Below are 24,366 nucleotides of genomic sequence, written 5' to 3'. Positions count from 1 at the left end.
TCTGGCTCTGGCTCTGGCTTTGTTTTTGATTTTGATCTTAGGCGCCCCGTCAAACACGCTGGCCGGAATTCGGCAGGGATTTGGGGGGTAAACCGGCAGGGATGCCGGTTTAGCCGCCCCGCGCCATGGATGGCGCGTGGCGGCGGCCCCCCAAATCACTGTCGGATTACGGGCATACCGAGCCTAGGCGAGGTACCGAGTGTTGGGGCGAAGGCCTTTTGCTTACTTTTGGCTGGGCCGGCATTCCGGCCTTTCCAAAAGTGAGCCGCTGTAAGAGCGGAACCATAAGCGGCCGTGACCGCAGCAACGGATATGTACACCACCCACTCCCCCACATGACAAGATGAACTCCCCTCAGGTTTACTACTCTCTGAGTAAGCTTTACCGACTCCCCCGGGTCGGCTCATTTAGGTCACCGAATGAACAAATACACCCCCCACACCTGGGAACCCCACGAGCGCCCAAGCCTCCCAGGTTCACCGTCCACCCCGCTGCACCCCACGCACAAGCGTTGGCTGTTCGCAATGGTCGGCGTGCTGGTGGCAATCACCGGGGGCCTGGGCAACGCGCTGGTCATCGCCAACCTGCAATACCTGCAAGGCGCCCTCGGCGCGACCACCGCCGAAATGGCCTGGCTGCCCGCCGCCTACGTCATGACCAACGTCTGCATGAACCTGCTGCTGGTGAAGTTCCGCCAACAGTTCGGCCTGCGCGCCTTCACCGAAGTGTTCCTGGTGCTGTACGCGCTGGTCACCTTCGGCCACTTGTTCGTCAACGACCTCAACTCGGCCATCGCCGTGCGCGCAGCCCATGGGATGGTCGGCGCGGCGCTGAGTTCGTTGGGCTTGTACTACATGATCCAGGCGTTCCCGGCCAAGTGGCGCTTAAAGGCGCTGGTGCTGGGATTGGGCACCGCGCAACTGGCTTTACCCTTGGCACGCCTGTTTTCCGAAGACCTGCTGCAAATCGCCGAATGGCGCGGCCTGTACCTGTTCGAGCTGGGCATGGCGCTGATCTGCCTGGGTTGCGTCTTCCTACTTAAACTCCCGCCCGGCGACCGCTTCAAGACTTTTGAAAAACTCGATTTCCTCACCTTCGCCATCCTCGCCACCGGCGTCGCCTTGCTCTGCGCGGTGTTGTCCCTGGGCCGCATCGACTGGTGGCTGGAAGCGCCCTGGATCGGCATCGCCTCGGCCTGTTCCCTGGTGCTGATCATGGCCGGCCTGGCCATCGAGCATAACCGTGCGAACCCAATGCTGATGACTCGCTGGCTGGGCAGTGGCGTGATGATCCGCCTGGCGTTGGCGGTGATCCTGATTCGCATGGTGCTGTCGGAGCAGTCCACCGGCGCGGTGGGGTTCATGCAGATGTTGAACATGAGCTACCAGCAGATGCACACCCTGTACGTGGTGATGCTCGCCGGGGCGATTGCCGGGCTGGTGGTGAGTGCCTTGACCATCAACCCGGCGCATTTGTTGATGCCCTTGGTGATTTCCCTGGCGCTGATGGCCACCGGCTCGGTGATGGACAGTTTTTCCAGCAACCTCACACGCCCGCAGAACCTGTATATCAGCCAGTTCCTGCTAGGCTTCGGCGGCACGTTCTTCCTCGGCCCAACCATGGTGTTGGGCACCAAGAACGTGCTGGCCAACCCGCGCAACCTGGTGAGTTTCTCGGTGATGTTCGGGATTTGCCAGAACCTCGGCGGCCTGATTGGCGCAGCGTTGCTGGGCACGTTCCAGATCGTGCGCGAGAAGTATCACTCCAGCATGATCGTCGAACACCTGACCCTGCTCGACCCGCGTGTGGCCGCGCGGGTGCAGAGCGGCGGCTCGGCCTACGGTGGCATTGTCGCCGACCCTGAGCTGCGCAACCTGATGGGCATTCGCAGCCTGGCCACGGCGGCGACCCGTGAGGCGAACGTGATGGCCTACAACGATGTCTTCATGTTGATCGCGATCATCGCGATACTCACCATGATCTGGATCTTTATCCGCAGTCTATGGCTGATGAGCACCACCCGAGCAGCAGCCACTCCCGTTCAACCCAGCGGCGCACCTTCATGACCGAACCTTCGACCACCACCACTACTGCCATCGCGTCCACCCCGGAAGGCAGCACGCCACCCGGCGCGGTGCCCACCGAGCTGCGCCCGTTGCGGGTGCGGATCATCTCGTCCCTGGGCTTTGCCGCGATTGCTATCGTCGGCGTGCTGATCGTGCTGTACGCCTGGCAATTGCCGCCGTTCAGCAGCGCGGTGGAAACCACCGAGAACGCGCTGGTGCGCGGGCAGGTCACGATCATCGGGCCGCAGCTCAGCGGTTATGTGTTCGAAGTGCCGGTGCAGGACTTCCAGCACGTGAAGGCCGGCGACCTGCTGGTGCGCCTCGACGACCGCATCTACAAGCAGCGCCTGGACCAGGCATTGGCCCAACTGGCGGTGCAGAAGGCGTCGTTGGCGAATGTGGTGCAACAGCGCAACAGCGCGGAAGCCACCATCAAGCTGCGTCAGGCCGCCTTGGTGGACAGCCAGGCGCAGGCACGCAAGAGCACCGCCGATTTGCGCCGCAATGAAGAGCTGATCAGCGACGGCTCGGTGTCCAAGCGCGAGCTGGACGTGACCCGCGCCGCCAACGCACAGACCCTCGCCGCCGTGGCGCAGGCCCAGGCCAGCCTGGAAATCGCCCGCCAAGACCTGCAGACGGTGATCGTCAACCGTGGCTCCCTGGAGGCGGCCGTGGCCAGTGCCGAGGCGGCGGTGGAGTTGGCGCGTATCGACCTGTCCAACACTCGCATCACCGCGCCGCGTGATGGTCAGCTCGGGCAGATTGGCGTGCGGCTCGGGGCCTACGTCAACTCCGGCGCGCAGTTGATGGCGCTGGTGCCGCCGCAGTTGTGGGTGATCGCCAACATGAAGGAAACCCAGATGGACAACGTGCAGGTCGGCCAGCCGGTGACCTTCACGGTGGACGCGCTGAACCACCGCAAATTCCGTGGCACTGTGCAGCATATTTCCCCGGCCACCGGCTCGGAATTCAGCCTGTTGCAGGCGGACAATGCCACCGGCAACTTCGTCAAGATCGCCCAGCGCGTGCCGGTGCGGATCATGGTGGACCCGGACCAGGCCGAGAGCGAGCGGTTGCGGCCTGGGTTGTCGGTGGTGGTCAGTATTGATACGGCGGGGCGATTAAAGAACAGCCCGCCTTGAGAGGGGCTGATAGTTGAGGGTAAAGGCCAGCTCTACTGACTGGCCTTGCTCCAACAGCTTCAGCCCAGGCCGCCCTGGCAGATGATGGGCATTCACCGGATGACTCACCGGCTCGATGCAAAAGAACCCCAGCCCCGGCGGGCAGTACAGCAGGAAGTAATCACTCCCCGTGGCCTGGCATTCCAGCGTGTAGCCCAGGTCCGGTTGCTCGATCAGGCAGTGGCCGTCCCAGTGGCAAAAGCCGTTGTCCACCAGGCCTTCCGGCAGGCTTTTCAACGGCTGGAAATCCCAAGCGGTGGGCACCGACGCCAGCTCCGTTGGCAGCTTGGAGGCGTCGCTCATCCACACCTGCAAAGCCTTGGCCTGCAACCGTGTTCCCGCTGTGCGCGGCAGATAGGGATGCAATCCCAACCCGTGCCACGCGGGACTGTCTGCCAGGTGGGTCACCCGCAACGTGATGCTCAGCGCACCGTTTTCCAGGCGAAACCGCTGCTCGGCGCGATAGGCGAACGGTGCGTCGCACGCCATTTCCAGGATCACTTCATCCGTCGCTTGGCTGACCACCTGCCACGCCTGTTGCCAGGCAGAGCCGTGAATCGGCAGCGGGTCGGTCGAGCTATTGGGCGCCAGCGCCAGCCAACCGTCGGGGTTGTCGAAACCCCCTTCGGCAATCCGGTTGGACCAAGGCGCCAAGGGATAGCAGCCCAGCTTGCCTGGCAACCCGGCGCTGATCGCGTGGGCATCGCTGGGCCGCAACAACGGCTGGCCGGTGGCGCGCACCGTCCAGTTGACAATGCTGCCTCCCGTGGCTGGCGCGAGGGTGAGTTGGGTCAGGTTGTCTTGCAGTTCAATCAGCATCAGAGCACCACGCTTGGCAGCCACAACGACAGCGCCGGAATGTAGGTCACGGCCATCAGTACCAGGAACAGCACGCCATAGAACGGCAGCAGCGCCTTTACGGTTTTCTCGATGCTGACCTTGCCCACCGCCGCCCCCACGAACAGCACCGCACCCACGGGCGGCGTGATCAGGCCGATTCCGAGGTTGACCAGCATGATCATGCCGAAGTGCACCGGGTCGACGCCGATACCCAGCACCACCGGCAGCAGGATCGGCGTGAGGATCAAGATCAGCGGCGCCATGTCCATCACCGTGCCGAGCAACAGCAGCATGGCGTTGATGCACATCAGGATCACGTAGCGGTTGTCCGACAGGGTCAGGAACATCGTGGTGATCTTCGCCGGGATCTGCATCAGGGTCATGATGTAGCCGAAGCTGGCGGCGAAGGCGATCAGGATCATCACGATGGAAATGGTGCGCACCGTGCGATGCATCAGCTTGGGCAGCTCGCTCCATTTGTAGTCGCGGTAGATGAACATGGTCACGAAGAACGCCCACAGTACGGCAATCGCGGCGGATTCGGTGGCGGTGAAAATCCCCGAGAGGATGCCGCCCAGGATGATCACCATGGCCATCAGGCCCCAGAGCGCATCGGCGCAGATTTTCAGCGCCTGCTTGAGTGGGATGACTTCACCCTTGGGGTAATTGCGCTTTTTCGCGAAGATCAGGCACAGCACCATCAGGCACGCACTCATCAGCAAGCCCGGCACCACGCCGGCCATGAACAACGAGGCAATCGACACCGTACCACCGGCCGCCAGGGAGTAGAGCACCGAGTTATGGCTGGGCGGAGTCAGCAGCGCCTGCACCGAACCGCTGACGGTCACCGCCGTGGCGAACTCACGCGGGTAGCCACGGCGTTCCATTTCCGGGATGAGCACCGAGCCGACCGAGGCCGTGTCCGCCACCGACGAACCGGAGATGGCGCCAAAAAACGTCGAGGCCATGATATTCACCAACGACAGGCCGCCGCGCACGAAACCCACCAGCACCCCGGCAAACGCCACCAGCCGCCGTGACATGCCGCCCTCGGCCATGATCGCGCCGGCCAATACAAAGAACGGAATCGCCATCAGCGAAAACTTGTTCACCCCGCCGGCCACCTGGATCATCAGGGCCTGGAACGGGATGTCGATCCACCACGCGCCGATCAGTGCCGACAACCCCAGGGCGTACGCCACAGGCATGCCGATCAGGATCAAGGCGATAAAGCTGCCCAACAGAATCAATGCGTCCATATCAGGCAGCCCCTTCGCTTTCTTCAACCAGGTCGAAGCGCACGACCCGACGGTTGCTCTGGTCACCGAGCAAGAGTTTTTCCAGCACAAAAACCAGGGTCAGCAGCCCGCCAATCGGGATCGGCATATAAGTGATACCGACGCGCAGGGTGGGGATGGCACTCATGAACTGGTTCCAGGTGGACAGGCACAGCTTGGTGCCCCAGATCGTCATGAACAGGCAGATGGTGCCCATCAGCAACTGCGAGACGACACCGATGATCTGGCGTTGGCGGGGCGGCAGGCGGTCGGTGATCATTGCTACCGACATATGCGCACCGGCGCGATAACTGGCAGCGGCGCCGATAAAGGTGAATACCAGCATCAGCAGGATGGCGGTAGGCTCCGGCCAACTCGAACCGGTGCCGAGGACATAGCGGGCGAAGATGCCCCAGGGGATGATCAGCGCGACCCCCAGTACCGAGAGGCCGGCGACCCAGATGCAGGTCATGTAGATACGGTCGTTGATGCGCAGCAGTAAATTCTTCATGGCGTTCACCGTAACCGGGCGCGTCGATGCCGACCGCGCCGGGCCTTGCTAGAGAAGGAGGGCGTTACTGAACGGCGTCGATACGCTGGATGATGTCGGCGTAGGCCGCACCGTACTTGGCGCGAACCGGCGCGGTGGCGTCATAGAAGGGTTTTTTGTCGACAGTGATGAACTCGACACCGGCGGCCTTGAGCTTGGTTTCACTGCTGGCGGACTTGGCGTCCCATAACACGCGCTCGTCAGCCTGGGCGGCCTTGGCGGCTTTTTTCACCATGTCTTGTTGCGCGGGGGTGAGTTTGTTCCAGGTGATTTTCGACATCACGATGGGCTCGGGCAAAATCAGGTGTTCGGTGAGGGTGTAGTACTTGGCGTTCTGGAAATGGTTGTGTTCCAAGAGGGTCGGCGGGTTGTTTTCTGCGCCGTCGATGACGCCGGTCTGCAGGGCACTGAAGATCTCGCCGGTGTCCATGGCGATGCCGTTGGCCCCCATTTCATTGAAGGCTTCGATGAACAAGGGGTTGCCTTGTACGCGGATTTTCATGCCTTTGAGGTCTTCGATCTTGCGCACCGGTTTCTTGGTGTAGAGGTTGCGCGTGCCGCCATCCATCCAGGCCAGGGCGACCAGGCCGAATTCGGAATTGGTGATCTTGGCGAGGATCTCGTCGCCGATCTCGCCGTCGATGACCTTGCGCATATGCGCCTGGTCGCGGAATACGAACGGCAGGTTGAACACGTTCACGTCCGGCACCACCGGGCCGACGATCCCCAGGCTGACACGGGTCATCTGGATGGCACCGACCTGAGCCTGTTCGACCACTTCTTTCTCGGAGCCGAGGACACCGCCGGGGAAGTACTTGAAGGTCAGCTCGCCGTTGCTTTCTTTGGTCAGGGCCTTGCCCATGTTCTCTTCGGCCACAACGGTGGGGTAGCCGGCGGGGTGGATATCGGCGAATTTGATTTCCAGCGCGTGGGCAGCGCTGCTGAGGGTGAAAAATGCAGCGGCGAGCAAGGTGCGTTTGAAGTCCATGGGGTTTCATTCCTGTCTTGTTATTGTTGTATTCAAGGCACAGCGATGCAGCTAGAGGGTAAAGGTGGGCTCCGGCAATCCGACAACGCCGGGGTTGAGGGCGAACACGCCGCCGGACAGTGACTGTTGACTCTGGTCATCGCGAATCGAGGTGACGAACAGGGTGTCCAGGCGACTGCCGCCAAAGGCGCACATGGTGGGTTTTTTCACCGGCACCGTGAGGGAACGGTCGAGGCGACCGTCCGGGGTGAAGCGATGGATCAACCCGGCGTCGTTGGCACAGATCCAGTAGCAGCCATCGGCATCCACGGCGGCGCCGTCGGGGCGTCCGAGGTGCTTGTGCATGTCCACGAACACGCGACGGTTGGACGGCGTGCCGGTGTCGATGTCGTAGTCGAAGGCCCAGATCTGCTGCACCAGCGGGTGGGAATCGGAGGCATACATCGTGCGGCCATCGGGGCTGAACGCCAGGCCGTTCAAGGTGATGAAACCGTCCAGCTGAGCATGGGGCGGCGCACCGGATGTGTAGCGATACAGGGTGCCTTCTGCCGCGTTCAAGCCCATGTCCAGCACCATGCTGCCGGCCCAGAAACGGCCCTGGCGATCACAGCGGCCGTCGTTCAGGCGCATGTCCTGGCGGGGGTGCTCAACAGCCGCCAGCGGCGTGGCATCCAGGCTGCCGTCGTTGTGCGGGGTGAGCTGGAAGAACCCGGTTTCCATGCCGGCGACCCAGTTGCCCGCCTCGGTGCGCGCGATGCAGGCAAGCATCTGCGGAGCGGTCCAGGCCGCCACGTGGCCGCTGGCGGCGCTCCAGCGTTGCAGGCCACCCTTGGGGATATCCACCCAGTACAAGGCGTTTTCCTCGGGGACCCACACCGGGCATTCGCCTACGGCATTGCGGGCGTCGACGATCAATTCAGCGGTCATGGTCAGTCCCCGAAAGGGCCGGCAGCGCAGAATGCCCCGCCCTGGTAGACCTTGGCCGGGTCATCGGCGGCCACGGGTGGCTGGGTTTCGACCTGGGCGCGGAACACTTCGGAGCTGTCTTTGGGCGCAAAGCCCAGGTGGGCGGCGTAGCGGTTGTCCCACCAGGTGTCGAGGTTATCCGACATGCCATAGACCACGGTGTGGCCGACGTTGGGGGTGTACAGCGCGCGCTCGAGCAACTGAGTCAGGTCGTCGAAGCTCAGCCAGGTGTGCATCATGCGGCGGTTCTGCGGTTCCGGGAACGACGAGCCGATGCGGATGCTGACGGTCTCGATGCCGTAGCGGTCAAAGTAGAAACTGGCCATGTCTTCGCCGTAGGATTTGGACAGTCCGTAGTAGCTGTCCGGGCGGCGAGGGGAGTGGGCGTCGAGGGTTTCACCTTGCTTGTAGAAGCCGATCACGTGGTTGGAACTGGCGAAAATCACGCGCTTCACACCGTGGCGGCGCGCGGCTTCATAGATATGGAAAATGCCGCTGATGTTTGCGCCGAGCACTTCTTCGAACGAGCGCTCCACCGATACGCCGCCGAAGTGCAGGATCGCGTCGACGCCTTCCACCAAGTGGTGCACGGCTTGTTTGTCGGCGAGGTCACAGGGTTGCACCTCTTCGGACGCGTCGGCAGCCGGGGCCATGTTGGCGATGTCCGACAGCCGGAGTACCTGGGCGTAAGGACGCAGGCGCTCGCGCAAGACTTTACCCAGGCCGCCAGCCGCGCCGGTGAGCAGCAGGCGATTGAATGGAACGGGCGTGGTTGTGGTGGTGGTCATGAGGGTTCCATTGTTGTTGTAGGTTGTCGTATGACTATGTCGAAGTATCGTTATTGATTCCCCACGTTGTCAACGTCCTTCCGGTCAGGTTATGGCTAGAATGTGGGAGCGGGCTTGCTCGCGAATACGGTGTGTCAGTCGACTCATCCGGTGCTGATGTACCGCATTCGCGAGCAAGCCCGCTCCCACAGAGGTTGTGTGTCGACTACAAGTTTGCGCCGGGTTCAAAACCCTACAACAGTGAGATCGGGTAGCTGATGAATAAGCGATTTTCATCAAACTCGTTATTGCTGAAATCCCGACGCATGGTCGAGTTGCGCCAGCGCACATTCAGGTCCTTCAGCGCACCGCTTTGCACCGTGTAAGCCAGTTCCGACTCGCGTCCCCATTCCTTGCCATCGGTGATCGCCCCGGTGTGCACGTTACTGCCGCTGATATACCGGTTCATCATGGTCAGCCCCGGAATGCCGAGCACCACGAAGTTGAAGTCATGGCGCACCTGCCAGGACTTTTCCTTGGCGTTATCGTAGCTGGCGTTGTAGCTGTCGTTGGCCAGGGTGCCGCCGCTGGTGCCGTTGACGCGCATCCACACGCTGTCGCCGGTGAGTTTCTGCAAACCCACATAGAAGGTGTTGCCGTTGTATTTGGCCGAGAGCAGGGCGAAGGCGGTCTTGTTGTCGAGGTCGCCGGCCAGGGCGCTGCCGTCTTCCTTGCCGGTGAAGAAGCCGAGGTTGGCACCCAGGGTCCAGTCGCCCACGGGCTGGCTGTGGGTCAGGTTGAAATATTGCTGCTGGTAGATGTCGGTGAGTTCGGCGTACCACACGCCGACCTGGGTGCGTTTGTCGTTGAAGCTATATTCGCCGCCGCCGAAGTTGAAACGGTCGGAGGTGAAGGCGGCTTTGCCGTTCATGAACATGTCTTCCATGCTCGCATCATTACGCGGGCTGTTACCGCGAAACTGCCCGCCGTAGAGCGTCAGGCCGGCGATTTCATTGGACGTGACCTGGCCGCCACGGAACGTCTGGGGCAGCGAGCGGCCGTCATCGGAGCGCAGGATCGGCAGCACCGGCATCCATTCACCGACCTTCAATTCAGTCTTGGATAACTTGGTTTTCAGCGCCACGCCCAGGCGTCCGAAGTTGTCGGCGGGGCGGCCGTCGCTGTGGATCGGCAGCAACTGAGTACCGCCGGTGCCTTTGCCGCCATCGAGCTTTTGCGAATACAGGCCCAGCACATCAATGCCGAAACCCACGGTGCCTTGGGTGTAGCCGGACTTGGCGTCAAGAATGAAGTTCTGCGTCCACTCTTCGGCCTTGCCCTGGGGGTTGGTCGGGTTGGTGAAGTTGCGGTTGAAGTAGGCGTTGCGCAGGTTGAGCGTGGCCTTGGCATCGTCGACGAAGCCTTCGGCCGAAGCGGCGAGGGGCAGGGTAAAGGCCAGGCTGCCGAGACCGATAAAACCCAGGCGAACAGAGGAATTGCGGGCGAGTGAACTCACAGTGAAGCTCCCTTTCTTTTGTTGTTTTTATTATTTGTTATACGTTGTCGTACAACATTGAGTGGGATATTTGCGAGGTTTTCAAGAGCTGTCAAGCAGAAGTTATACGATGACTTGCTCGGGCGGAGGCGGAAAGTTACTCAGGCCGCCATCACCATGGGAGGCAAGGTGCCAAGAAGGGAAACGGCGGCCACCGCTGCAACACCCAGCAGCCACTCCAGCATCACACTGGATTTCAAACTGCCCAGGCGTTGTTCACAGCGCTCGATGCGCAGGCGGTTCAGCAGCGCCAACGCCAGCATGCCCAGCACCAGAAATACTTTAACCAACAGAATCAGCGCGAACCCGTTGAACAAAGGCGTGGGCCAGAATTGCCCGGTCAACACGCGCACATTGATCAAACCAGTCACCAGCAAACCGCCGACCAGGCCATACCCCACGCCGCTGAACCGCCGCAGGATCGGCTCCAGCGCCAGGGCTGACGATTGCCTGAGGATCAACACCAGCAACAGCAAGCCGCCGAGCCAGGCACCGACGCACACCAGGTGCACCACTTGATTGAGGATCAGCAATTGGCCGCTGAGCCCATCGAGCATGGCGCCATGCCCGACCGGCGCCAAGGTTGCCAGCAGCAGCGCGATCACCGGCAAGCGTAATGCCCGCCAGGGTTTGGCCAGCACGATTACCAGCAAGAGGTTCAGCAACAGGTGCCACACCCACACCTGGCCAAAGAAGGTCTTGCCCAGCACCAACTGCACGGTGGCCGGTTGCAGCGCCGCGTCCCAACTGCCCGCCATGCTGGCGGTAATCAGCAGCAGCCAGGCCACGCCAGAGAACAAGCCCAGCCAGGCCAGCCCACGGGTGATGCGCTCAAGTTGCCGGTCCAGCGCCGGTTGCGCTTCAGCGCCCAACAGCCAGGGCCTGAATGCACAGGCCCCGAACATCAGCAGCACGACGATGAAATGCAGGAAGCGGCACAGCACCAGCAGCGTTGCCATGGGTTACTGGCCGACCTTGAAGCTGTATTCACCGTTGCTCTTATGAGTGTCGACCGAGACCGCGCTCCACACCACTTTGTAGTTGCCGGCCGCCAAGGGGGCGGCCGGGGTGACGACCAGGACTTTCTTGTCGGCATCCGGTGTTTCCAGACCCTTGATTGCCACTTCGGTGCCGTCCTTGCTCAGGGACACCTTGGTGAAGGTGGCCTCGACGCCTTCGCTGAAGGTCAGGCGCAGGTCTTTAGGTGCGGCGACGCTGCTGTCGGCTGCCGGTTCAGCGCTCTTGAGGTGCGCGTGGGCAAATGCAGCGGAGGCGCCCAGCAGGGAGGCGAGCAGGGCGACGGTGGTGAGGCTTTTCTTGATCAACATTGTTCAATACCTTCAGGGTCAGGGAGTCGGTAGAGCCAAGTGCAGCAAGGGAAAGGGCTTGCCTTCGCCATCCAGCGGCGAGCGCGCGACCTGGATAAAACCATAATGCAGGTAGAAACCCACGGCCTGGGGGTTTTGTTCGTTCACGTCCACCGTGAGGGTGTCGTGACGGGCGCGGGCGTGGTCCAGCAACTGGCGGCCGATGCTTTGGCCGCGGCGGTCGGGCTCGATGAACAGCATTTCCACGTTGTGCCCGCCGGTGCCGATAAAACCGGCGATGCCGTTCTGGTCTTCATACACCCACACCTCCAGTGCGGGCATTGGCAGGTAGGCATCGCGCACCAGGGGCAGCAGGCGTTGAATGTCATCCTCGGGGAGGAAATCATGGGTGGCCCGCACCGAGCGCTCCCAGAGTGCGCCCAGCACGGGGTCGTCGGTGGCCACGCGAGGTCGAATAGTCATTGCAATGATCCTTCATGGGGACCGCGATCCTAACCAATCCCATTTCCAGGGGAAAGGTTCGCGTCAGAAGTTTCATTATGGCCTGTCGCCGCGATCTAGAGCCGATGGTAGTCTTTAAGCCAAGTTGTTGTCAGGGAGCCCTTATGGGCAATCACAAGATCGGAATTCGTCGGGTCAACGTCGAAAAAATCCTGCTGGCGGCGGAGAAAATCTTCGCCGAGAAAGGCTATGGCAGTACCGCCATGGCGGATATCGCCGAAGAAGTGCAACTGCCGCGCTCCAACCTGCATTACTACTTCACCACCAAGAGCGAGCTGTACAGCGCTGTGCTGTTCGACCTGCTGGAAGTGTGGAAGCAGGACGCCTTGAGTTTCGAGACCTTCGATGACCCACGGGTGGTGCTCAGCAGTTACATCCGCGCCAAAATGCAGCGCTCGCGTACCCGGCCCTACGGGTCGAAAGTCTGGGCCAATGAAATCATCCATGGCGCGCCGACCCTCGGTGAAGCATTGGATGAAAGCCTGTACGACTGGGCCAAGATGAAGGAAGCGAAAATTCGCCAGTGGGTGGAAGACAAACGCATCCTGCCGGTGGAGCCGTCGAGCCTGCTGTACATGATCTGGGCCTCGACCCAGCACTATGCCGACTTTGATCATCAGGTGAAGATCCTGAATGAGCACCAGCCGTTGTCGGATATGCAGTTCGAGAAGGCGATTCAGACGGTGACGAGCGTGATTTTGCGGGGGATTGGGTTGGAGCCTTGAGCCTTAGGGTGACGCTGGTTGTTGTTGTGGTGAGCGGGCAAGCCCGCTCACCACAACAGCCCGCTCACTACAGGTTTTCCTAGACCGCCTCCCGGTAGGGATTCCTTGGATTCTGCGTCCAATTCAAGAACGGCTTGCCGGTGTCCATCGGCACCATCTCGATACAGTCCGCCACCGGGCAGGTGATCTGGCACAGGTTGCAGCCGACGCACTCGTCATCGATCACCTCGTATTTATGTGTGCCATCCGCCTGTTTCAAACTGGCGATGGCCTGGTGCGAGGTGTCCTCACAGGCAATATGGCAACGCCCGCAGCCAATGCAGGCCTCCTGATCGATCTTCGCAATCACCTGATAGTTGATGTCCAGGTACTTCCAGTCTGTCGTGTTGCCCACCGCACGTCCGGAAAAGTCCTGCAGGCTGTTGTAGCCTTGACTGTCCATCCATCGCGACAGCCCGTCCTTCATCTCCGCCACAATCCGAAACCCATGCAGCATCGCCGCCGTGCACACCTGCACTGCGCCGCAGCCCAGGGCGACAAACTCCGCCGCGTCACGCCAGTTGCCGATGCCGCCAATGCCGCAGATCGGCAAGCCTTGGGTCTGCGGGTCGCGGGCGATTTCGGCGACCATGTTCAGCGCAATCGGCTTGACCGCCGAGCCGCAATAACCGCCATGAGTGCTTTGCGTGCCCACCACCGGCAACGCGACCATGCGTTCCAGGTCCACGCTGGTGATGGAGTTGATGGTGTTGATCAACGACACCGCGTCCGCCCCCCCACGATACGCCGCCCGCGCCGCCACGCGGATGTCGGTGATATTCGGCGTGAGCTTGACGATCACCGGCAGCGAGCAATACGTCTTGCACCAGCGTGTCACCTGTTCCACATACTCAGGCACCTGGCCCACCGCCGCGCCCATGCCGCGTTCGGGCATGCCGTGGGGGCAACCGAAGTTCAGTTCGATACCGTCGCAGCCGGTGGCTTCCACCAGCGGCAGGATGTTTTTCCAGGACTCCTCGACGCACGGCACCATCAGCGACACGATCAGCGCGCGGTCGGGCCAGTCCTTTTTCACCTGGGTGATTTCCCGCAGGTTGATCTCCAGCGAGCGGTCGGTAATCAGCTCGATATTGTTGATGCCCAGCACTTCACGGTTGGCGCCGTAATGCGCCGAGTAGCGTGACGACACGTTGACCGCTGCCGGATCCTCGCCCAGGGTTTTCCACACCACGCCGCCCCAGCCGGCTTCGAAGGCGCGCACCACGTTGTAGGCCTTGTCGGTGGGCGGCGCGGAGGCCAGCCAGAACGGGTTGGGGGCTTTGATGCCGGCAAATACAATCGAGAGATCGGCCATTACGCAGCCTCCACATTCAGCATGAGTTGGGCGTGCATGGCCTCGGCGGCCAGCTTGCCGTGTTGCACCGCCTGCACGGTGAGGTCCTGGCCGAGGCTGACGCAATCGCCACCCGCGTACACGCCGGGAATGCTGGTGCGCAGCTGTTCATCGACGAAGATCCGTTCACCGACACGCTGCAGTTGCTGGGCCAGCGGATCGTGCAGTGCCTCGCTGTCGAAGCCCTGGCCGATGGCCTTGAAGATCGCATCGGCCGCCAGTTCGAAGGTTTCGCCGGTCGGGTGCAAACGGCCGTTTTCCATGCGTGTGCGCAAGAAGCGCATGCCACGCACATGGCCCTGGTCGTCCAGCAGCACGGCTTCCGGCTGGGCCCAGGTCAGCAGGCGCACCTGGTTGGCCTTGGCGATATCCTGTTCGTGATGAGTGGCGCCCATGTCTGCCAAGCCACGGCGGTACACAAGGTTGACATCGCGAGCACCGAGACGGGCCATCTGCACGGCCATGTCGATGGCGGTGTTGCCGGCGCCAAGCACGATGCAGCGATCGGCCAGGGGCAGTTGGGTCAGGTCGTCGGCTTGGCGCAACTCGCGGATGTAGTCGGTGGCGGCAAGCAGGCCGGGGGCGTCCTCAAAGGGCAGGCCGAGTTGTTTGCTGGCGGCCAGGCCGAGGCCGAGGAACACCGAATCGAATTGCTGGTGCAGTTCACTCAACGTGAGGTTGTCTCCCAGGCGCTGGCCGTGGCGAATCTCGATGCCACCAATCTGCAGGAGGAAATCCAACTCCTTCTGCGCGAAGTCATCCACCAGCTTGTACTTGGCGATCCCGTATTCATTCAGGCCACCGGCTTTTTCCCGGGCTTCGAAGATCACCACGTCATGGCCGTGCAAGGCGCTGCGGTGGGCGCACGCGAGTCCAGCAGGCCCGGCGCCGACCACGGCGATGCGCTTGCCGGTAGAGGCGGCGCGGTGGAAGGGGTGTTCGCTGAAGTGCGCATTGTCGACGGCATAGCGTTGCAACAGGCCGATCAGCACTGGAGCGCATTCTTCGGCGTTGTTACGCACACACGCCTGCTGGCACAGAATCTCGGTGGGGCAGACCCGCGCGCAACTGCCGCCGAGGATGTTGGCCGAGAGGATTTTGTGCGCGGCGCCTTGCACGTTTTCGGTGTGGATGTTGCGGATGAACGACGGGATGTCGATCTCGCTGGGGCATGCATTCACGCACGGCGCGTCGTAGCAATACAGGCAGCGCGAGGCTTCCAGTTGGGCTTGCCGGGCGTTGAGCGGTGGCGCCAGGTCGGTGAAATGGCTGGCGAGCGTCGGTCCATCCTCAGCGGGATGGGGGAGGTGGGTCAGGGTCTGGATCACGGTGTTGGCCTCACGGTTATTGAGGTGCTGCCTCTGATGGGCATTGGTTTTTGTGTTGCCTGTACTGGCCTCATCGCAGGCAAGCCAGCTCCCACATTTGAACTGTGTGAACCCGATCAAATGTGGGAGGGGGCTTGCTCCCGAAGGCGGCTTCAGCGTTTCACAGCCACTGGCTTGGAATGCGCAGCCCGCTTGCTCAACTGCTCAAACACCGGCGGATACGTCGGCCGCTCCACATACCGTCCGGCACCGCGCTCGGCGCGCAGGTCGCCATCGGCCCAGACCAGCTTGCCCTGGCTGATGGTGTGGCTCGGCACGCCGCGCACGGTCTTGCCTTCGAAGATGTTGAAATCGACTTTCTGGTGGTGAGTCTTGGCGGAAATGGTCCGCGTACCCTCGGGGTCCCATAGCACCAGGTCGGCATCCGCGCCCACGCGGATCGCGCCTTTGCGCGGGTAGAGGTTGAAGATCTTCGCGGTGTTGGTGGAGGTCAGCGCGACAAACTCCTGCATCGACAAACGGCCGGTGTTGACCCCTTCATCCCACAGCAGCGCCATGCGGTCTTCGATGCCGGCGGTGCCGTTGGGGATCTTGCTGAAGTCGTCACGGCCGGCGGCTTTCTGCTCGGCGCAGAAGCAGCAGTGATCGGTGGCGGTGGTGTGCAGGTTGCCGGATTGCAGGCCATGCCACAGCGCTTCCTGGTGCCCGCGTGGACGGAACGGCGGGCTCATCACGTAACCGGCGGCGGTTTGCCAGTCCGGGTGCTGGTAGACGCTGTCGTCCAGCAACAAGTGGCCGGCCAGCACTTCGCCGTAGACCGGCTGGCCTTTGCTGCGGGCGTAGGTGATTTCATCCAGCGCTTCCTGGGTGGATACGTGTACCAAGTAGAGCGGCGTGCCGATGGTCTCGGCGATGCGAATGGCGCGGCTGGCCGCTTCGCCTTCGACTTGCGAAGGGCGCGACAGCGGATGCGCCTCGGGCCCGGTAATGCCTTGGGCCATCAGCTTGCGTTGCAGGTGGTACACCAGCTCCCCGTTTTCCGCGTGCACGGTGGGCACCGCGCCCAGTTCCAGGCAGCGTTCGAAACTGGCGACGAGGGTGTCGTCCGCCGCCATGATCGCGTTCTTGTAGGCCATGAAATGCTTGAAGCTGTTGATGCCGTGGTGGCTGACCAGCTCGGCCATTTCCTCACGCACCTGTTCGCTCCACCAGGTGATCGCCACGTGGAAGCCGTAGTCCGAGGCGGATTTTTCCGCCCAGCCACGCCACTGGTGAAACGCTTCCAACAGGGATTGCTGCGGGTTGGGAATCACAAAGTCGATGATCGACGTGGTGCCGCCCGCCAGGCCTGCCGCCGTGCCACTGAAAAAGTCTTCACTGGCCACGGTGCCCATGAAGGGCAGTTGCATATGGGTATGGGGGTCGATGCCGCCGGGCATCAGGTATTGGCCGCTGCCATCGAGTATTTCAGTGCCGGCGGGAATATCCAGATTCGTACCAATAGCCCGGATTAGACCGCCTGCGCATAACACATCGGCGCGGTAACTTTCATCATGGGTAATAACGGTGGCGCCACGGATCAACAGCGACATGTCGAGTTCCTCACAGGCTTGACCGGCTTGTGCCAGTTCTAAGTGTTGTAATGCTGCTTACCGAGGGTCAGTTGATTCCTGTCATCGGTGACAGGAATAGAAACTAGCCCGAGTTTTTAGATTGGGCAAGAAGATTTTTCATAAGCTTATATCTTGATTAACTATTTGATTTATATGAATAAAAATAGAAAATCACCAAAATGTAGCGTGCTGTCACCATTTTGACGCACTTGACAGGTTCTTAAATTGAGCAACATTTCTTATTGCAAATCAGACGCTTGAGACTTGCCTCTTGACGGGGCAGGGAAATAAAAATAATTGTGTTGCACCAGATTGAGTCCTGACAGTTCGGGCAACTTCCACGTTATCTAGCCTGAGTAACGTGGCAAGTACCGAAGGCTCACTCGGAAAGCTGATAAACATCAGCGAGTTATATAAGCGGTGCGGGTGCGGTAACGGTTGTCGGCACGGATATTGAGTGCAGTGGCGGCTGGCCGGGCCCGTGATGTCATGTTGTTTACGAGGTACTCCGGCCACCGGCACACACCGTGCAGGTGAGCAAAAATAATTCGAAAAAACCGTGGAGCGGCCATGCAACAGAACAGATCGCAAGTCATTGAGCGCAACGGCCTGTACGAACTCGACGCCGGCCCCGACGTCCTCGACAGTCCGCGCTACAACCACGACATGGCACCGACCAAGGTGCACGAACGCACCTGGAACAAGTGGCACATCACCGCGCTGTGGGTCGGCATGTCCATTTGCGTGCCCACCTACACCTTGGGCGGGGTGCTCACCGCGTATTTCGGCTTGTCGGTGGGCGAGGCGCTGATGGCGATCCTGCTGGCCAACATCGTGGTGTTGATCCCGCTGACCCTCAATGCCTTCCCCGGCACCAAGTACGGCATACCGTTTCCGGTGCTGCTGCGCTCGTCGTTCGGCATCCTCGGTTCCAACGTGCCATGCCTGATCCGCGCGCTGGTGGCCTGTGGCTGGTTTGGTATCCAGACAATGTTCGGCGGGCTGGCGATTCACCTGTTTCTCGGCTCGATCTTCGAGGGCTGGAAGTCCCTTGGCGGCACTGGTGAAGTGATCGGCTTCATGATTTTCTGGTGCCTGAACCTATGGGTGGTGCTGCGTGGCGCCGAGTCGATCAAGCGGCTGGAGACCCTGTCGGCGCCGTTGCTGGTGGCGGTGGGCATTGGCCTGCTGGTGTGGGCGATGCCCAATGTATCCATCAGTGAGTTGATGGCGATCCCGCCGAAACGCCCGGAAGGCGCGAGCCTCACCGGTTACTTCATGGCCGGTCTCACCGCGATGGTGGGTTTCTGGGCCACCTTGTCGCTGAATATCCCGGACTTCAGCCGTTACGCCAACAGCCAGAAGGACCAGATCCTCGGGCAGATCTTCGGCCTGCCGCTGACCATGTTCCTCTTCGCCGCCCTCGGCGTGATCATGACCGCCGCGTCGGTGAAACTGGTGGGGGTCAGCGTGTCCGACCCGGTGACCCTGATCGGGCATATCCAGAGCCCGGTGTGGGTGGCCATCGCGATGGCGTTGATCATCATCGCGACCTTGTCCACCAACACGGCGGCGAACATTGTGTCGCCCACCAATGACTTCCAGAACATCGCGCCCAAGCTGATCAACCGCACCACGGCAGTGATCCTGACCGGCCTGGTGGGGCTGGCGCTGATGGCTCATGAGTTGCTGAAAAAACTCGGCCTGATCGTGTCCGACGTGAGCCTGGAAACCGTGTATTCCAACTGGTTGCTGGGCTATTCAAGCCTGCTGGGGCCCATTGCCGGGATCATGGTGGTGGACTACTTCATCACCCGCAAACAACAACTCGACCTGGCAGGCCTCTATCGCGACGATGTGTACCCGGCATGGAACTGGAGCGGTTTCATCGCGTTCGGTGTGCCGGTGGTGCTGACCTTGCTGTCGCTGGGCAGCGATGCGTTCAGCTGGTTCTACAGCTACGGCTGGTTTACCGGCTCGGCGTTGGGCGGCCTGTTGTACTACGGGCTGAATGCCAAGCGCGGGACCACCCCGGTTGCCGTTAAAACACCGCTGTAAATAAGTTGAAACGCTATCCAGATGTGGGAGCGGGCTTGCTCGCGAATGCGGTGTGTCAGTCCCCGCATTTATCAACTGACAGACTGCTTTCGCGAGCAAGCCCGCTCCCACATTTTTGACCGCATTCCAATCATAAGAAATATAGCCTGAGGAGATCACTCATGAACGCTGCCCTCGACGTCCTGCAAATCAACCGCGACCGCCTGTGGCAGTCGCTGATGGACCTGGCCAAGCTCGGCGCCACGCCCAAGGGCGGTGTGTGTCGCCTGGCCCTCACCGACCTGGATCGCAAGGCCCGCGACCTGTTCGTGCAGTGGTGCGAAGAGGCCGGCTGCACGGTGACCGTGGATGGCATCGGCAACATCTTCGCCCGTCGTCCGGGGCGTAATCCGAACCTGCCACCGGTGATGACCGGCAGCCACATCGACACCCAGCCCACCGGCGGCAAGTTCGACGGTTGCTTCGGCGTGCTGGCGGGTGTGGAAGTACTGCGCACCCTCAACGACCTGAACGTAGAAACCGAGGCGCCGTTGGAAGTGGTGGTGTGGACCAACGAAGAGGGCTCGCGTTTTCCGCCGTGCATGATGGGCTCGGGCGTGTTCGCCGAGAAGTTCACCCTCGCCGATACGTTGGCCAAGGTCGATGCGGACGGCGTCAGCGTGGGCGATGCGCTGAACGCGATTGGCTACGCGGGCGCGCGGCCGGTCAGCGGGCACAAGGTGGGTGCTTATTTCGAGGCGCACATCGAACAGGGGCCGATCCTTGAGGACGAGAAAAAAACCATCGGCGTGGTGCTGGGTGCCCTCGGGCAGAAGTGGTTCGACCTGAAACTGCGCGGCGTCGAGGCCCATGCGGGGCCGACGCCGATGCACCTGCGCAAGGATGCCCTGGTGGGCGCGGCGGCGGTGGTGGCGGCGGTGAATGCTGCGGCGCTTGGGCATCAACCCCATGCCTGCGGCACCGTCGGTTGCCTGCAGGCTTATCCCGGCTCGCGCAACGTGATTCCCGGTGAAGTGCGCATGACCCTGGACTTTCGTCATCTGGAGCCGGCGCGGTTGGACTCGATGATTGCCCAGGTGCGCAAGGTGATTGAAGACACCTGTGCCAAGCATGGCTTGAGCTTCGAGATGGAACCCACGGCCGATTTCCCGCCGCTGTATTTCGACAAGGGCTGTGTGGACGCAGTGCGGGAGGCCGCCAATAGCCTGGGCTTGTCGAACATGGACATCGTCAGCGGGGCAGGGCATGACGCTATCTTCGTGGCTGAACTAGGCCCGGCGGGTATGATTTTTGTGCCTTGCGAGGGCGGCATCAGCCACAACGAAATTGAAAACGCCGCCCCGGATGATCTGGCGGCGGGGTGTGCGGTGCTGCTAAAGGCGATGGTCGCCGCTTCGGCAGCCATCGCCAGCGGCAAGCTGGCGGCCTGAGTGGCGCTTGCTCAGGCCAGTTCGGTGGCGGTGTTTTTCACCACCGCCAATTCCGGATGCGCCACCAACTTATCGATGTGCAACTCATCATTGTTCAACCAGGTCTCCGTCAGCACCCGGTAATGCTCCATGTCCCGGCAGCGCATGCGCAGGCTGTAGTCAAACGGGCCGCTGATCAACTGGCATTCGAACACCTGCGGGCAAGCCTTGACGCAGGCTTCGAAGGCCTTTTGCGCCGAGCGCCCGCTCTGGTTGGACAAGGCCACCAACACCAGCAACGACAGGCCTGGCGAAACCATCTGCACATCGATGATCGCCCCATACCCGCGTATCACCCCGCGCCGCTCCAGCTTGCGCACCCGTTCCAGGCAGGGCCTGGGCGTGAGGTGCACCAGCGACGAGAGCTTTTCGTAGGTGATACGCCCTTGGTGGCGCAGCACTTCGATGATGGCTTCATCGATGCGGTCCAGCGCGGGGGAGGAATGGGGTCCGTTGGCCTTGGTATCCATGGGTTTCACTTCAAACGGTTGGAAAGAAATTGCTGCAAGCGTTCGCTGTTGGGGTGGTCGAGGATCCTGGCGTCGCCGTGTTCCTCAACCCGGCCCTGGTGCAAGAACAGCACTTGGCTGGACACCTGGCGGGCAAAGCCCATTTCGTGGGTGACCATCAGCATGGTACGACCTTCCTCGGCCAACGTCTGTATGACTTTGAGGACTTCTCCTACAAGTTCTGGGTCGAGTGCGGAAGTCGGTTCATCGAACAGGATAATCTCCGGCTCCATCGCCAAGGCTCGCGCAATCGCGACGCGCTGTTGTTGACCACCGGAGAGAAACGCCGGGTACTGATCCGCCACGCGGCCCGGCAGGCCGACCTTGTCCAAGTACAGGCGCGCGCGTTTCTCCGCCTCGGCGGCACTCACGCCCAGCACCCGGCGCGGAGCCATGGTGATGTTTTCCAGCACGGTCATGTGGCTCCACAGGTTGAAGTGCTGGAACACCATGGCCAGGCGCGTGCGCAGGTTCTGCAACTGCGCTTGATGCGGCGCACGGGTGCCGGCACGGCCCTGGCGCATTTCGATACTGATGCCGTCCAGGGTGATCACCCCGGCGTCCGGCTGTTCGAGGAAGTTGATGCAGCGCAGCATCGTACTTTTGCCCGAGCCGCTGGCGCCGATCAGGCTGATCACATCGCCCTGGCGCGCATTCAGGGAAACCCCCTTGAGCACTTCGTGTTCGCCGTAGCGCTTGTGGATGCCTTCGACTTGCAGCTTGATGGCGGCGGTAGCGGGTTTGGCAACGGGTTCGTCAACGGGATAAGTGGCCAGGGCCTGCGCGGACTGATTCATGGGTTAGCCTCGGGTAGGAACAAGAAAACGCATCCAGCGACGTTCGGCCAGTCGGAACAGGCCCACCAGTGCAAAGGACAGCAGCATGTAGAGCAGGGCCGCGATGCCGAAGGCCTGGAACGTCAGGAAGGTTTCGGCATTGGCGTCGCGGGCTACCTTGAGGATGTCGGCCACGGTGGCGGTAAACGCCAGGGAGGTGGCGTGCAGCATCAGGATCATTTCGTTGCTGTAGGCCGGCAATGCGCGGCGCAGCGCGGCAGGCACCACCACGAACAGGTTCAAGCGCCAGCCATGCAGGCCATAGGCGCGGGCCGCTTCGATTTCGCCATGGGGAATATTGCGGATCGCCCCGGCGAAGATTTCCACGGTGTAGGCGCAGGTGTTGAGCACAAAGGCCAGCAGCGTGCAGTTCAGCGCATTGCGGAAAAACTGGTTGAGCAGGGCGTTGTCCTGCACCACTTCCAGGCTGTACAGCCCGGTGTAGCAAATCAGCAGCTGGATATACAGCGGCGTGCCGCGAAACAGGTAGGTATAGACCTCCACCGGCCAGCGCAGCCAGACGTGCTCGGAGACGCGTGCCAGTGCCAGCGGAATCGACAGGATGAAGCCGAACACCACCGAGATGATGAACAGCCACAGGGTCATGGCGACGCCGGACAACCCCGCGCCATCGCTGAACAGATAGGCCAGGCCGTATTGCTGGAACAGTTCGATCATCGCGCCATCCCCTTGATGCCGAGGTTGTAGCGCCGTTCGAGGCGCTTGAAGATGCGGTTGGACAAGGTGGTGATCACCAGGTACACCAGGCCGGCGAGGATCAGGAAGTACAACGGCTCGTTGGTGGTTTTGCCGGCATTTTGTGCGGCCTTGACCAGGTCCGACAGGCCGATGATCGACACCAGCGCCGTGGACTTGAGCAACACCAGCCAGTTATTGCCCAGACCCGGTAGGGCAAAGCGCATCAGTTGCGGGAACAGCACCAGGTGAAAGCGCTGCCAGCGGCTCAGGCCGTAGGCGGTCGCCGCTTCCAGTTGGCCGGCCGGCACGCTGAGGATTGCACCCCGGAAATTCTCGGTGAAATACGCGCCGTAGATAAACCCAAGGGTGACCACTCCGGCGGTGAACGGGTCGATTTCAAAGTAGTCCCAGCCGAACATTTCGCTCAGGTCGTTGAGCCACAGTTGCAGGCTGTAGAAGATCAGCAGGATCAGCACCAGGTCCGGCACGCTGCGGATCAAGGTGGTGTAGAGCGTGGCCGGCACGCGCAGCCATTTGGCGCTGGAGAGCTTGGCGCCGGCGGCGATCAGGCCCAGGGCGAGGCTCAGGGCCAGGGCGAGAAATGACAGTTTGAGGGTCATCCAGGCGCCTTGGGCCAGCATGGGGCCGTAACCTTGCAGGTTGAGGAGTTCGTTCATGGGGTAGATCTCGATAAGGCACAGACATCCCCTGTAGGAGCAGCTTTTGTGGCGAGGGAGCTTGCTCCCGTTCGACAGCGCAGCTGGAGCCGGCTTTTTGGGGGCGCTTCGCACTGGAGCGCCAGCCCGGCCCAGCGGGAGCAAGCTCCCTCGCCACAAAAGCGGGCTCCTACAGGGTGAGGTATTGGTGTTACTCGTTGTAGATGTCCTGATCGCCGAAGTATTTCTTCTGGATCTCGGCATAAGTCCCATCCGCCTGCACAGCAGCGATGCCCTTGTTGATCAGCGCCCGCAGTTCCTGATCGTTCTTGCGCAAGCCCATGGCGATGTCCAGCGGTAGCGTCGGGTCCTTGAAGGCCGGGCCGGTCTTGAAGTCGGCGTCTTCGGGTTTGGACAGGAAGTTGAGCTGGGCTTCGAGCTTGTCGGTCAGGGTCGCGTCGAGGCGGCCGTTTTGCAGGTCGGCGTAGTTCTGGTCCTGGGACTGGTACGCTTTGATCTGCGCGCCGAGCTTGGCCAGGTGCGCACGGGCATAGGCCTCTTGCAGCGAGCCCTGCAATACGCCGACTTGCTTGCCCTTCAGCGATTCCGGCGTGTCGCCGAAGTCGGCACTTTTGCGCGTAATCACCGAGGTCGGGCTGAGGAACAGGCGGTCACTGAAGTCGATGATCTTTTCGCGGGCCGGGGTTACGGCCATGGAGGACATGATCGCGTCGAACTTGCGTGCGCGCAGGGCCGGGATCATGCCGTCGAATTCGTTGTGCACCCAGGTGCATTTCACTTCCAGCTTGGCGCAGATGGCGTTGCCCAGTTCGATATCGAAACCTTGCAGGCTGCCGTCGGCGGCGACGGATTCGAAGGGGGGATATTCGGGGAATACGCCGAAGCGGATTTCTTTCCAGTCCTGGGCGTGGGCGGCGGTGGCGCAGAGTGGCAACAGCAATGCGGCGAAGAGTGATCGCAGTGGAGTCATGTGGAGTCCCTATATTTTGTAATTGATGTCAGGGCAGTAATCGAGTTGAAACAAATCGTTTTTATTGGTG

At 61.4% G+C, this 24,366-nt stretch carries 23 protein-coding genes; 5 read left to right on the top strand and 18 right to left on the bottom strand.

Annotation, left to right across the window (positions count from 1 at the left end; genetic code table 11):
* Positions 1-419 precede the first annotated feature (419 nt).
* Together HX812_RS08295 and HX812_RS08290 are read left to right on the top strand one after the other, a co-directional pair.
* Positions 420-2,066, top strand: a complete 1,647-nt coding sequence (locus tag HX812_RS08295; protein ID WP_038847225.1) for an MFS transporter — start codon at positions 420-422, stop codon at positions 2,064-2,066.
* Entirely contained in the window at positions 2,063-3,208 is a 1,146-nt protein-coding gene (locus HX812_RS08290) for an HlyD family secretion protein (RefSeq protein WP_038847223.1), read from the top strand. Before HX812_RS08295 ends, HX812_RS08290 begins: the two co-directional genes overlap by 4 nt.
* Here the strand turns inward: HX812_RS08290 and HX812_RS08285 are convergent.
* The 10 genes from HX812_RS08285 to HX812_RS08240 all read right to left on the bottom strand — a co-directional run bounded on the left by HX812_RS08285 (position 3,188) and on the right by HX812_RS08240 (position 11,980).
* Positions 3,188-4,066 (bottom strand): aldose 1-epimerase, encoded by an 879-nt coding sequence (locus HX812_RS08285; RefSeq protein WP_080642397.1) that lies wholly within the window; start codon positions 4,064-4,066, stop codon positions 3,188-3,190. The two genes, HX812_RS08290 and HX812_RS08285, sit on opposite strands and share 21 nt — an antisense overlap.
* Positions 4,066-5,346: a TRAP transporter large permease gene (locus HX812_RS08280; RefSeq protein WP_033902005.1), complete on the bottom strand. Its 1,281-nt coding sequence runs from the start codon at positions 5,344-5,346 to the stop codon at positions 4,066-4,068. The genes HX812_RS08285 and HX812_RS08280 overlap by 1 nt, the downstream gene beginning before the upstream one ends.
* Before the next feature lies 1 nt (position 5,347).
* Complete coding sequence (locus HX812_RS08275) at positions 5,348-5,875, bottom strand: TRAP transporter small permease (RefSeq protein WP_038847221.1); 528 nt, start codon at positions 5,873-5,875, stop codon at positions 5,348-5,350.
* A 64-nt stretch (positions 5,876-5,939) separates the two neighbouring features.
* Positions 5,940-6,902 (bottom strand): TRAP transporter substrate-binding protein, encoded by a 963-nt coding sequence (locus tag HX812_RS08270; protein WP_038847219.1) that lies wholly within the window; start codon positions 6,900-6,902, stop codon positions 5,940-5,942.
* 51 nt (positions 6,903-6,953) lie between these two features.
* Positions 6,954-7,829: an SMP-30/gluconolactonase/LRE family protein gene (locus HX812_RS08265; protein WP_038847216.1), complete on the bottom strand. Its 876-nt coding sequence runs from the start codon at positions 7,827-7,829 to the stop codon at positions 6,954-6,956.
* A 2-nt stretch (positions 7,830-7,831) separates the two neighbouring features.
* Entirely contained in the window at positions 7,832-8,656 is an 825-nt protein-coding gene (locus HX812_RS08260; RefSeq protein ID WP_038847212.1) for an NAD(P)-dependent oxidoreductase, read from the bottom strand.
* A gap of 232 nt (positions 8,657-8,888) precedes the next feature.
* Entirely contained in the window at positions 8,889-10,151 is a 1,263-nt protein-coding gene (locus HX812_RS08255) for an OprD family porin (protein ID WP_038850143.1), read from the bottom strand.
* 140 nt (positions 10,152-10,291) lie between these two features.
* Entirely contained in the window at positions 10,292-11,149 is an 858-nt protein-coding gene (gene copD / locus HX812_RS08250) for a copper homeostasis membrane protein CopD (protein ID WP_038850145.1), read from the bottom strand.
* A gap of 3 nt (positions 11,150-11,152) precedes the next feature.
* The gene (copC, locus tag HX812_RS08245) at positions 11,153-11,518 is read right to left on the bottom strand and encodes a copper homeostasis periplasmic binding protein CopC (RefSeq protein WP_038850147.1); all 366 of its coding nucleotides are present in this window, start codon (positions 11,516-11,518) and stop codon (positions 11,153-11,155) included.
* Positions 11,519-11,536: 18 nt separating this feature from the next.
* Positions 11,537-11,980 carry a GNAT family N-acetyltransferase gene (locus tag HX812_RS08240; RefSeq protein ID WP_038850148.1) on the bottom strand — a complete coding sequence of 148 codons (444 nt, stop codon included), beginning with the start codon at positions 11,978-11,980 and terminating at the stop codon, positions 11,537-11,539.
* A 143-nt stretch (positions 11,981-12,123) separates the two neighbouring features.
* Here HX812_RS08240 and HX812_RS08235 point away from each other — a divergent pair, with 143 nt between their 5' ends.
* Positions 12,124-12,744 (top strand): TetR/AcrR family transcriptional regulator, encoded by a 621-nt coding sequence (locus HX812_RS08235; RefSeq protein WP_010209389.1) that lies wholly within the window; start codon positions 12,124-12,126, stop codon positions 12,742-12,744.
* A 79-nt stretch (positions 12,745-12,823) separates the two neighbouring features.
* Here HX812_RS08235 and preA read toward each other — a convergent pair whose 3' ends face one another.
* From preA to hydA, 3 genes are all read right to left on the bottom strand, one after another.
* Positions 12,824-14,098 carry an NAD-dependent dihydropyrimidine dehydrogenase subunit PreA gene (gene preA, locus HX812_RS08230; protein WP_038842554.1) on the bottom strand — a complete coding sequence of 425 codons (1,275 nt, stop codon included), beginning with the start codon at positions 14,096-14,098 and terminating at the stop codon, positions 12,824-12,826.
* Positions 14,098-15,465 (bottom strand): NAD(P)-dependent oxidoreductase, encoded by a 1,368-nt coding sequence (locus tag HX812_RS08225; protein WP_038842556.1) that lies wholly within the window; start codon positions 15,463-15,465, stop codon positions 14,098-14,100. The genes preA and HX812_RS08225 overlap by 1 nt, the downstream gene beginning before the upstream one ends.
* Before the next feature lie 152 nt (positions 15,466-15,617).
* Positions 15,618-17,057 (bottom strand): dihydropyrimidinase, encoded by a 1,440-nt coding sequence (gene hydA, locus HX812_RS08220; protein ID WP_033902017.1) that lies wholly within the window; start codon positions 17,055-17,057, stop codon positions 15,618-15,620.
* Between the two features lie 591 nt (positions 17,058-17,648).
* Between hydA and HX812_RS08215 the strand changes: the two genes are divergently transcribed.
* Both HX812_RS08215 and HX812_RS08210 read left to right on the top strand, forming a co-directional pair.
* Complete coding sequence (locus HX812_RS08215; protein ID WP_038842551.1) at positions 17,649-19,136, top strand: NCS1 family nucleobase:cation symporter-1; 1,488 nt, start codon at positions 17,649-17,651, stop codon at positions 19,134-19,136.
* Positions 19,137-19,297: 161 nt separating this feature from the next.
* Entirely contained in the window at positions 19,298-20,566 is a 1,269-nt protein-coding gene (locus tag HX812_RS08210) for a Zn-dependent hydrolase (protein WP_033902019.1), read from the top strand.
* A gap of 11 nt (positions 20,567-20,577) precedes the next feature.
* Here HX812_RS08210 and HX812_RS08205 read toward each other — a convergent pair whose 3' ends face one another.
* The 5 genes from HX812_RS08205 to HX812_RS08185 form a co-directional block, all read right to left on the bottom strand.
* The gene (locus HX812_RS08205; RefSeq protein ID WP_016974875.1) at positions 20,578-21,075 is read right to left on the bottom strand and encodes an Lrp/AsnC family transcriptional regulator; all 498 of its coding nucleotides are present in this window, start codon (positions 21,073-21,075) and stop codon (positions 20,578-20,580) included.
* Positions 21,076-21,080: 5 nt separating this feature from the next.
* A complete protein-coding gene (locus HX812_RS08200; RefSeq protein ID WP_235165485.1) occupies positions 21,081-21,911 on the bottom strand; it encodes an ABC transporter ATP-binding protein in 831 nt (276 codons plus the stop codon).
* Between the two features lie 3 nt (positions 21,912-21,914).
* Positions 21,915-22,628 carry an ABC transporter permease gene (locus HX812_RS08195; protein ID WP_038848717.1) on the bottom strand — a complete coding sequence of 238 codons (714 nt, stop codon included), beginning with the start codon at positions 22,626-22,628 and terminating at the stop codon, positions 21,915-21,917.
* Positions 22,625-23,326, bottom strand: a complete 702-nt coding sequence (locus HX812_RS08190; protein WP_038848713.1) for an ABC transporter permease — start codon at positions 23,324-23,326, stop codon at positions 22,625-22,627. The genes HX812_RS08195 and HX812_RS08190 overlap by 4 nt, the downstream gene beginning before the upstream one ends.
* A gap of 190 nt (positions 23,327-23,516) precedes the next feature.
* A complete protein-coding gene (locus HX812_RS08185; RefSeq protein WP_038843939.1) occupies positions 23,517-24,296 on the bottom strand; it encodes an ABC transporter substrate-binding protein in 780 nt (259 codons plus the stop codon).
* Positions 24,297-24,366: the final 70 nt, after the last annotated feature.

The organism is Pseudomonas sp. IPO3749 (assembly GCF_013386605.1).
GTDB lineage: Bacteria > Pseudomonadota > Gammaproteobacteria > Pseudomonadales > Pseudomonadaceae > Aquipseudomonas > Aquipseudomonas azotoformans_A.
This window is presented reverse-complemented; position numbering and strand designations above follow the sequence as displayed.

What these genes read in the sequence shown, in the direction of transcription:
- HX812_RS08195 (WP_038848717.1), bottom strand. Translation starts at nt 22,628, where the DNA reads ATGATCGAACTGTTCCAGCAATACGGCCTGGCCTATCTGTTCAGCGAT.
- HX812_RS08235 (WP_010209389.1), top strand. Translation starts at nt 12,124, where the DNA reads ATGGGCAATCACAAGATCGGAATTCGTCGGGTCAACGTCGAAAAAATC.
- HX812_RS08215 (WP_038842551.1), top strand. Translation starts at nt 17,649, where the DNA reads ATGCAACAGAACAGATCGCAAGTCATTGAGCGCAACGGCCTGTACGAA.
- copC (WP_038850147.1), bottom strand. Translation starts at nt 11,518, where the DNA reads ATGTTGATCAAGAAAAGCCTCACCACCGTCGCCCTGCTCGCCTCCCTG.
- HX812_RS08270 (WP_038847219.1), bottom strand. Translation starts at nt 6,902, where the DNA reads ATGGACTTCAAACGCACCTTGCTCGCCGCTGCATTTTTCACCCTCAGC.
- HX812_RS08185 (WP_038843939.1), bottom strand. Translation starts at nt 24,296, where the DNA reads ATGACTCCACTGCGATCACTCTTCGCCGCATTGCTGTTGCCACTCTGC.
- preA (WP_038842554.1), bottom strand. Translation starts at nt 14,098, where the DNA reads ATGGCCGATCTCTCGATTGTATTTGCCGGCATCAAAGCCCCCAACCCG.
- HX812_RS08290 (WP_038847223.1), top strand. Translation starts at nt 2,063, where the DNA reads ATGACCGAACCTTCGACCACCACCACTACTGCCATCGCGTCCACCCCG.
- HX812_RS08240 (WP_038850148.1), bottom strand. Translation starts at nt 11,980, where the DNA reads ATGACTATTCGACCTCGCGTGGCCACCGACGACCCCGTGCTGGGCGCA.
- hydA (WP_033902017.1), bottom strand. Translation starts at nt 17,057, where the DNA reads ATGTCGCTGTTGATCCGTGGCGCCACCGTTATTACCCATGATGAAAGT.
- HX812_RS08265 (WP_038847216.1), bottom strand. Translation starts at nt 7,829, where the DNA reads ATGACCGCTGAATTGATCGTCGACGCCCGCAATGCCGTAGGCGAATGC.
- HX812_RS08260 (WP_038847212.1), bottom strand. Translation starts at nt 8,656, where the DNA reads ATGACCACCACCACAACCACGCCCGTTCCATTCAATCGCCTGCTGCTC.
- HX812_RS08205 (WP_016974875.1), bottom strand. Translation starts at nt 21,075, where the DNA reads ATGGATACCAAGGCCAACGGACCCCATTCCTCCCCCGCGCTGGACCGC.
- HX812_RS08200 (WP_235165485.1), bottom strand. Translation starts at nt 21,911, where the DNA reads ATGAATCAGTCCGCGCAGGCCCTGGCCACTTATCCCGTTGACGAACCC.
- copD (WP_038850145.1), bottom strand. Translation starts at nt 11,149, where the DNA reads ATGGCAACGCTGCTGGTGCTGTGCCGCTTCCTGCATTTCATCGTCGTG.
- HX812_RS08280 (WP_033902005.1), bottom strand. Translation starts at nt 5,346, where the DNA reads ATGGACGCATTGATTCTGTTGGGCAGCTTTATCGCCTTGATCCTGATC.
- HX812_RS08295 (WP_038847225.1), top strand. Translation starts at nt 420, where the DNA reads ATGAACAAATACACCCCCCACACCTGGGAACCCCACGAGCGCCCAAGC.
- HX812_RS08190 (WP_038848713.1), bottom strand. Translation starts at nt 23,326, where the DNA reads ATGAACGAACTCCTCAACCTGCAAGGTTACGGCCCCATGCTGGCCCAA.
- HX812_RS08285 (WP_080642397.1), bottom strand. Translation starts at nt 4,066, where the DNA reads ATGCTGATTGAACTGCAAGACAACCTGACCCAACTCACCCTCGCGCCA.
- HX812_RS08275 (WP_038847221.1), bottom strand. Translation starts at nt 5,875, where the DNA reads ATGAAGAATTTACTGCTGCGCATCAACGACCGTATCTACATGACCTGC.
- HX812_RS08210 (WP_033902019.1), top strand. Translation starts at nt 19,298, where the DNA reads ATGAACGCTGCCCTCGACGTCCTGCAAATCAACCGCGACCGCCTGTGG.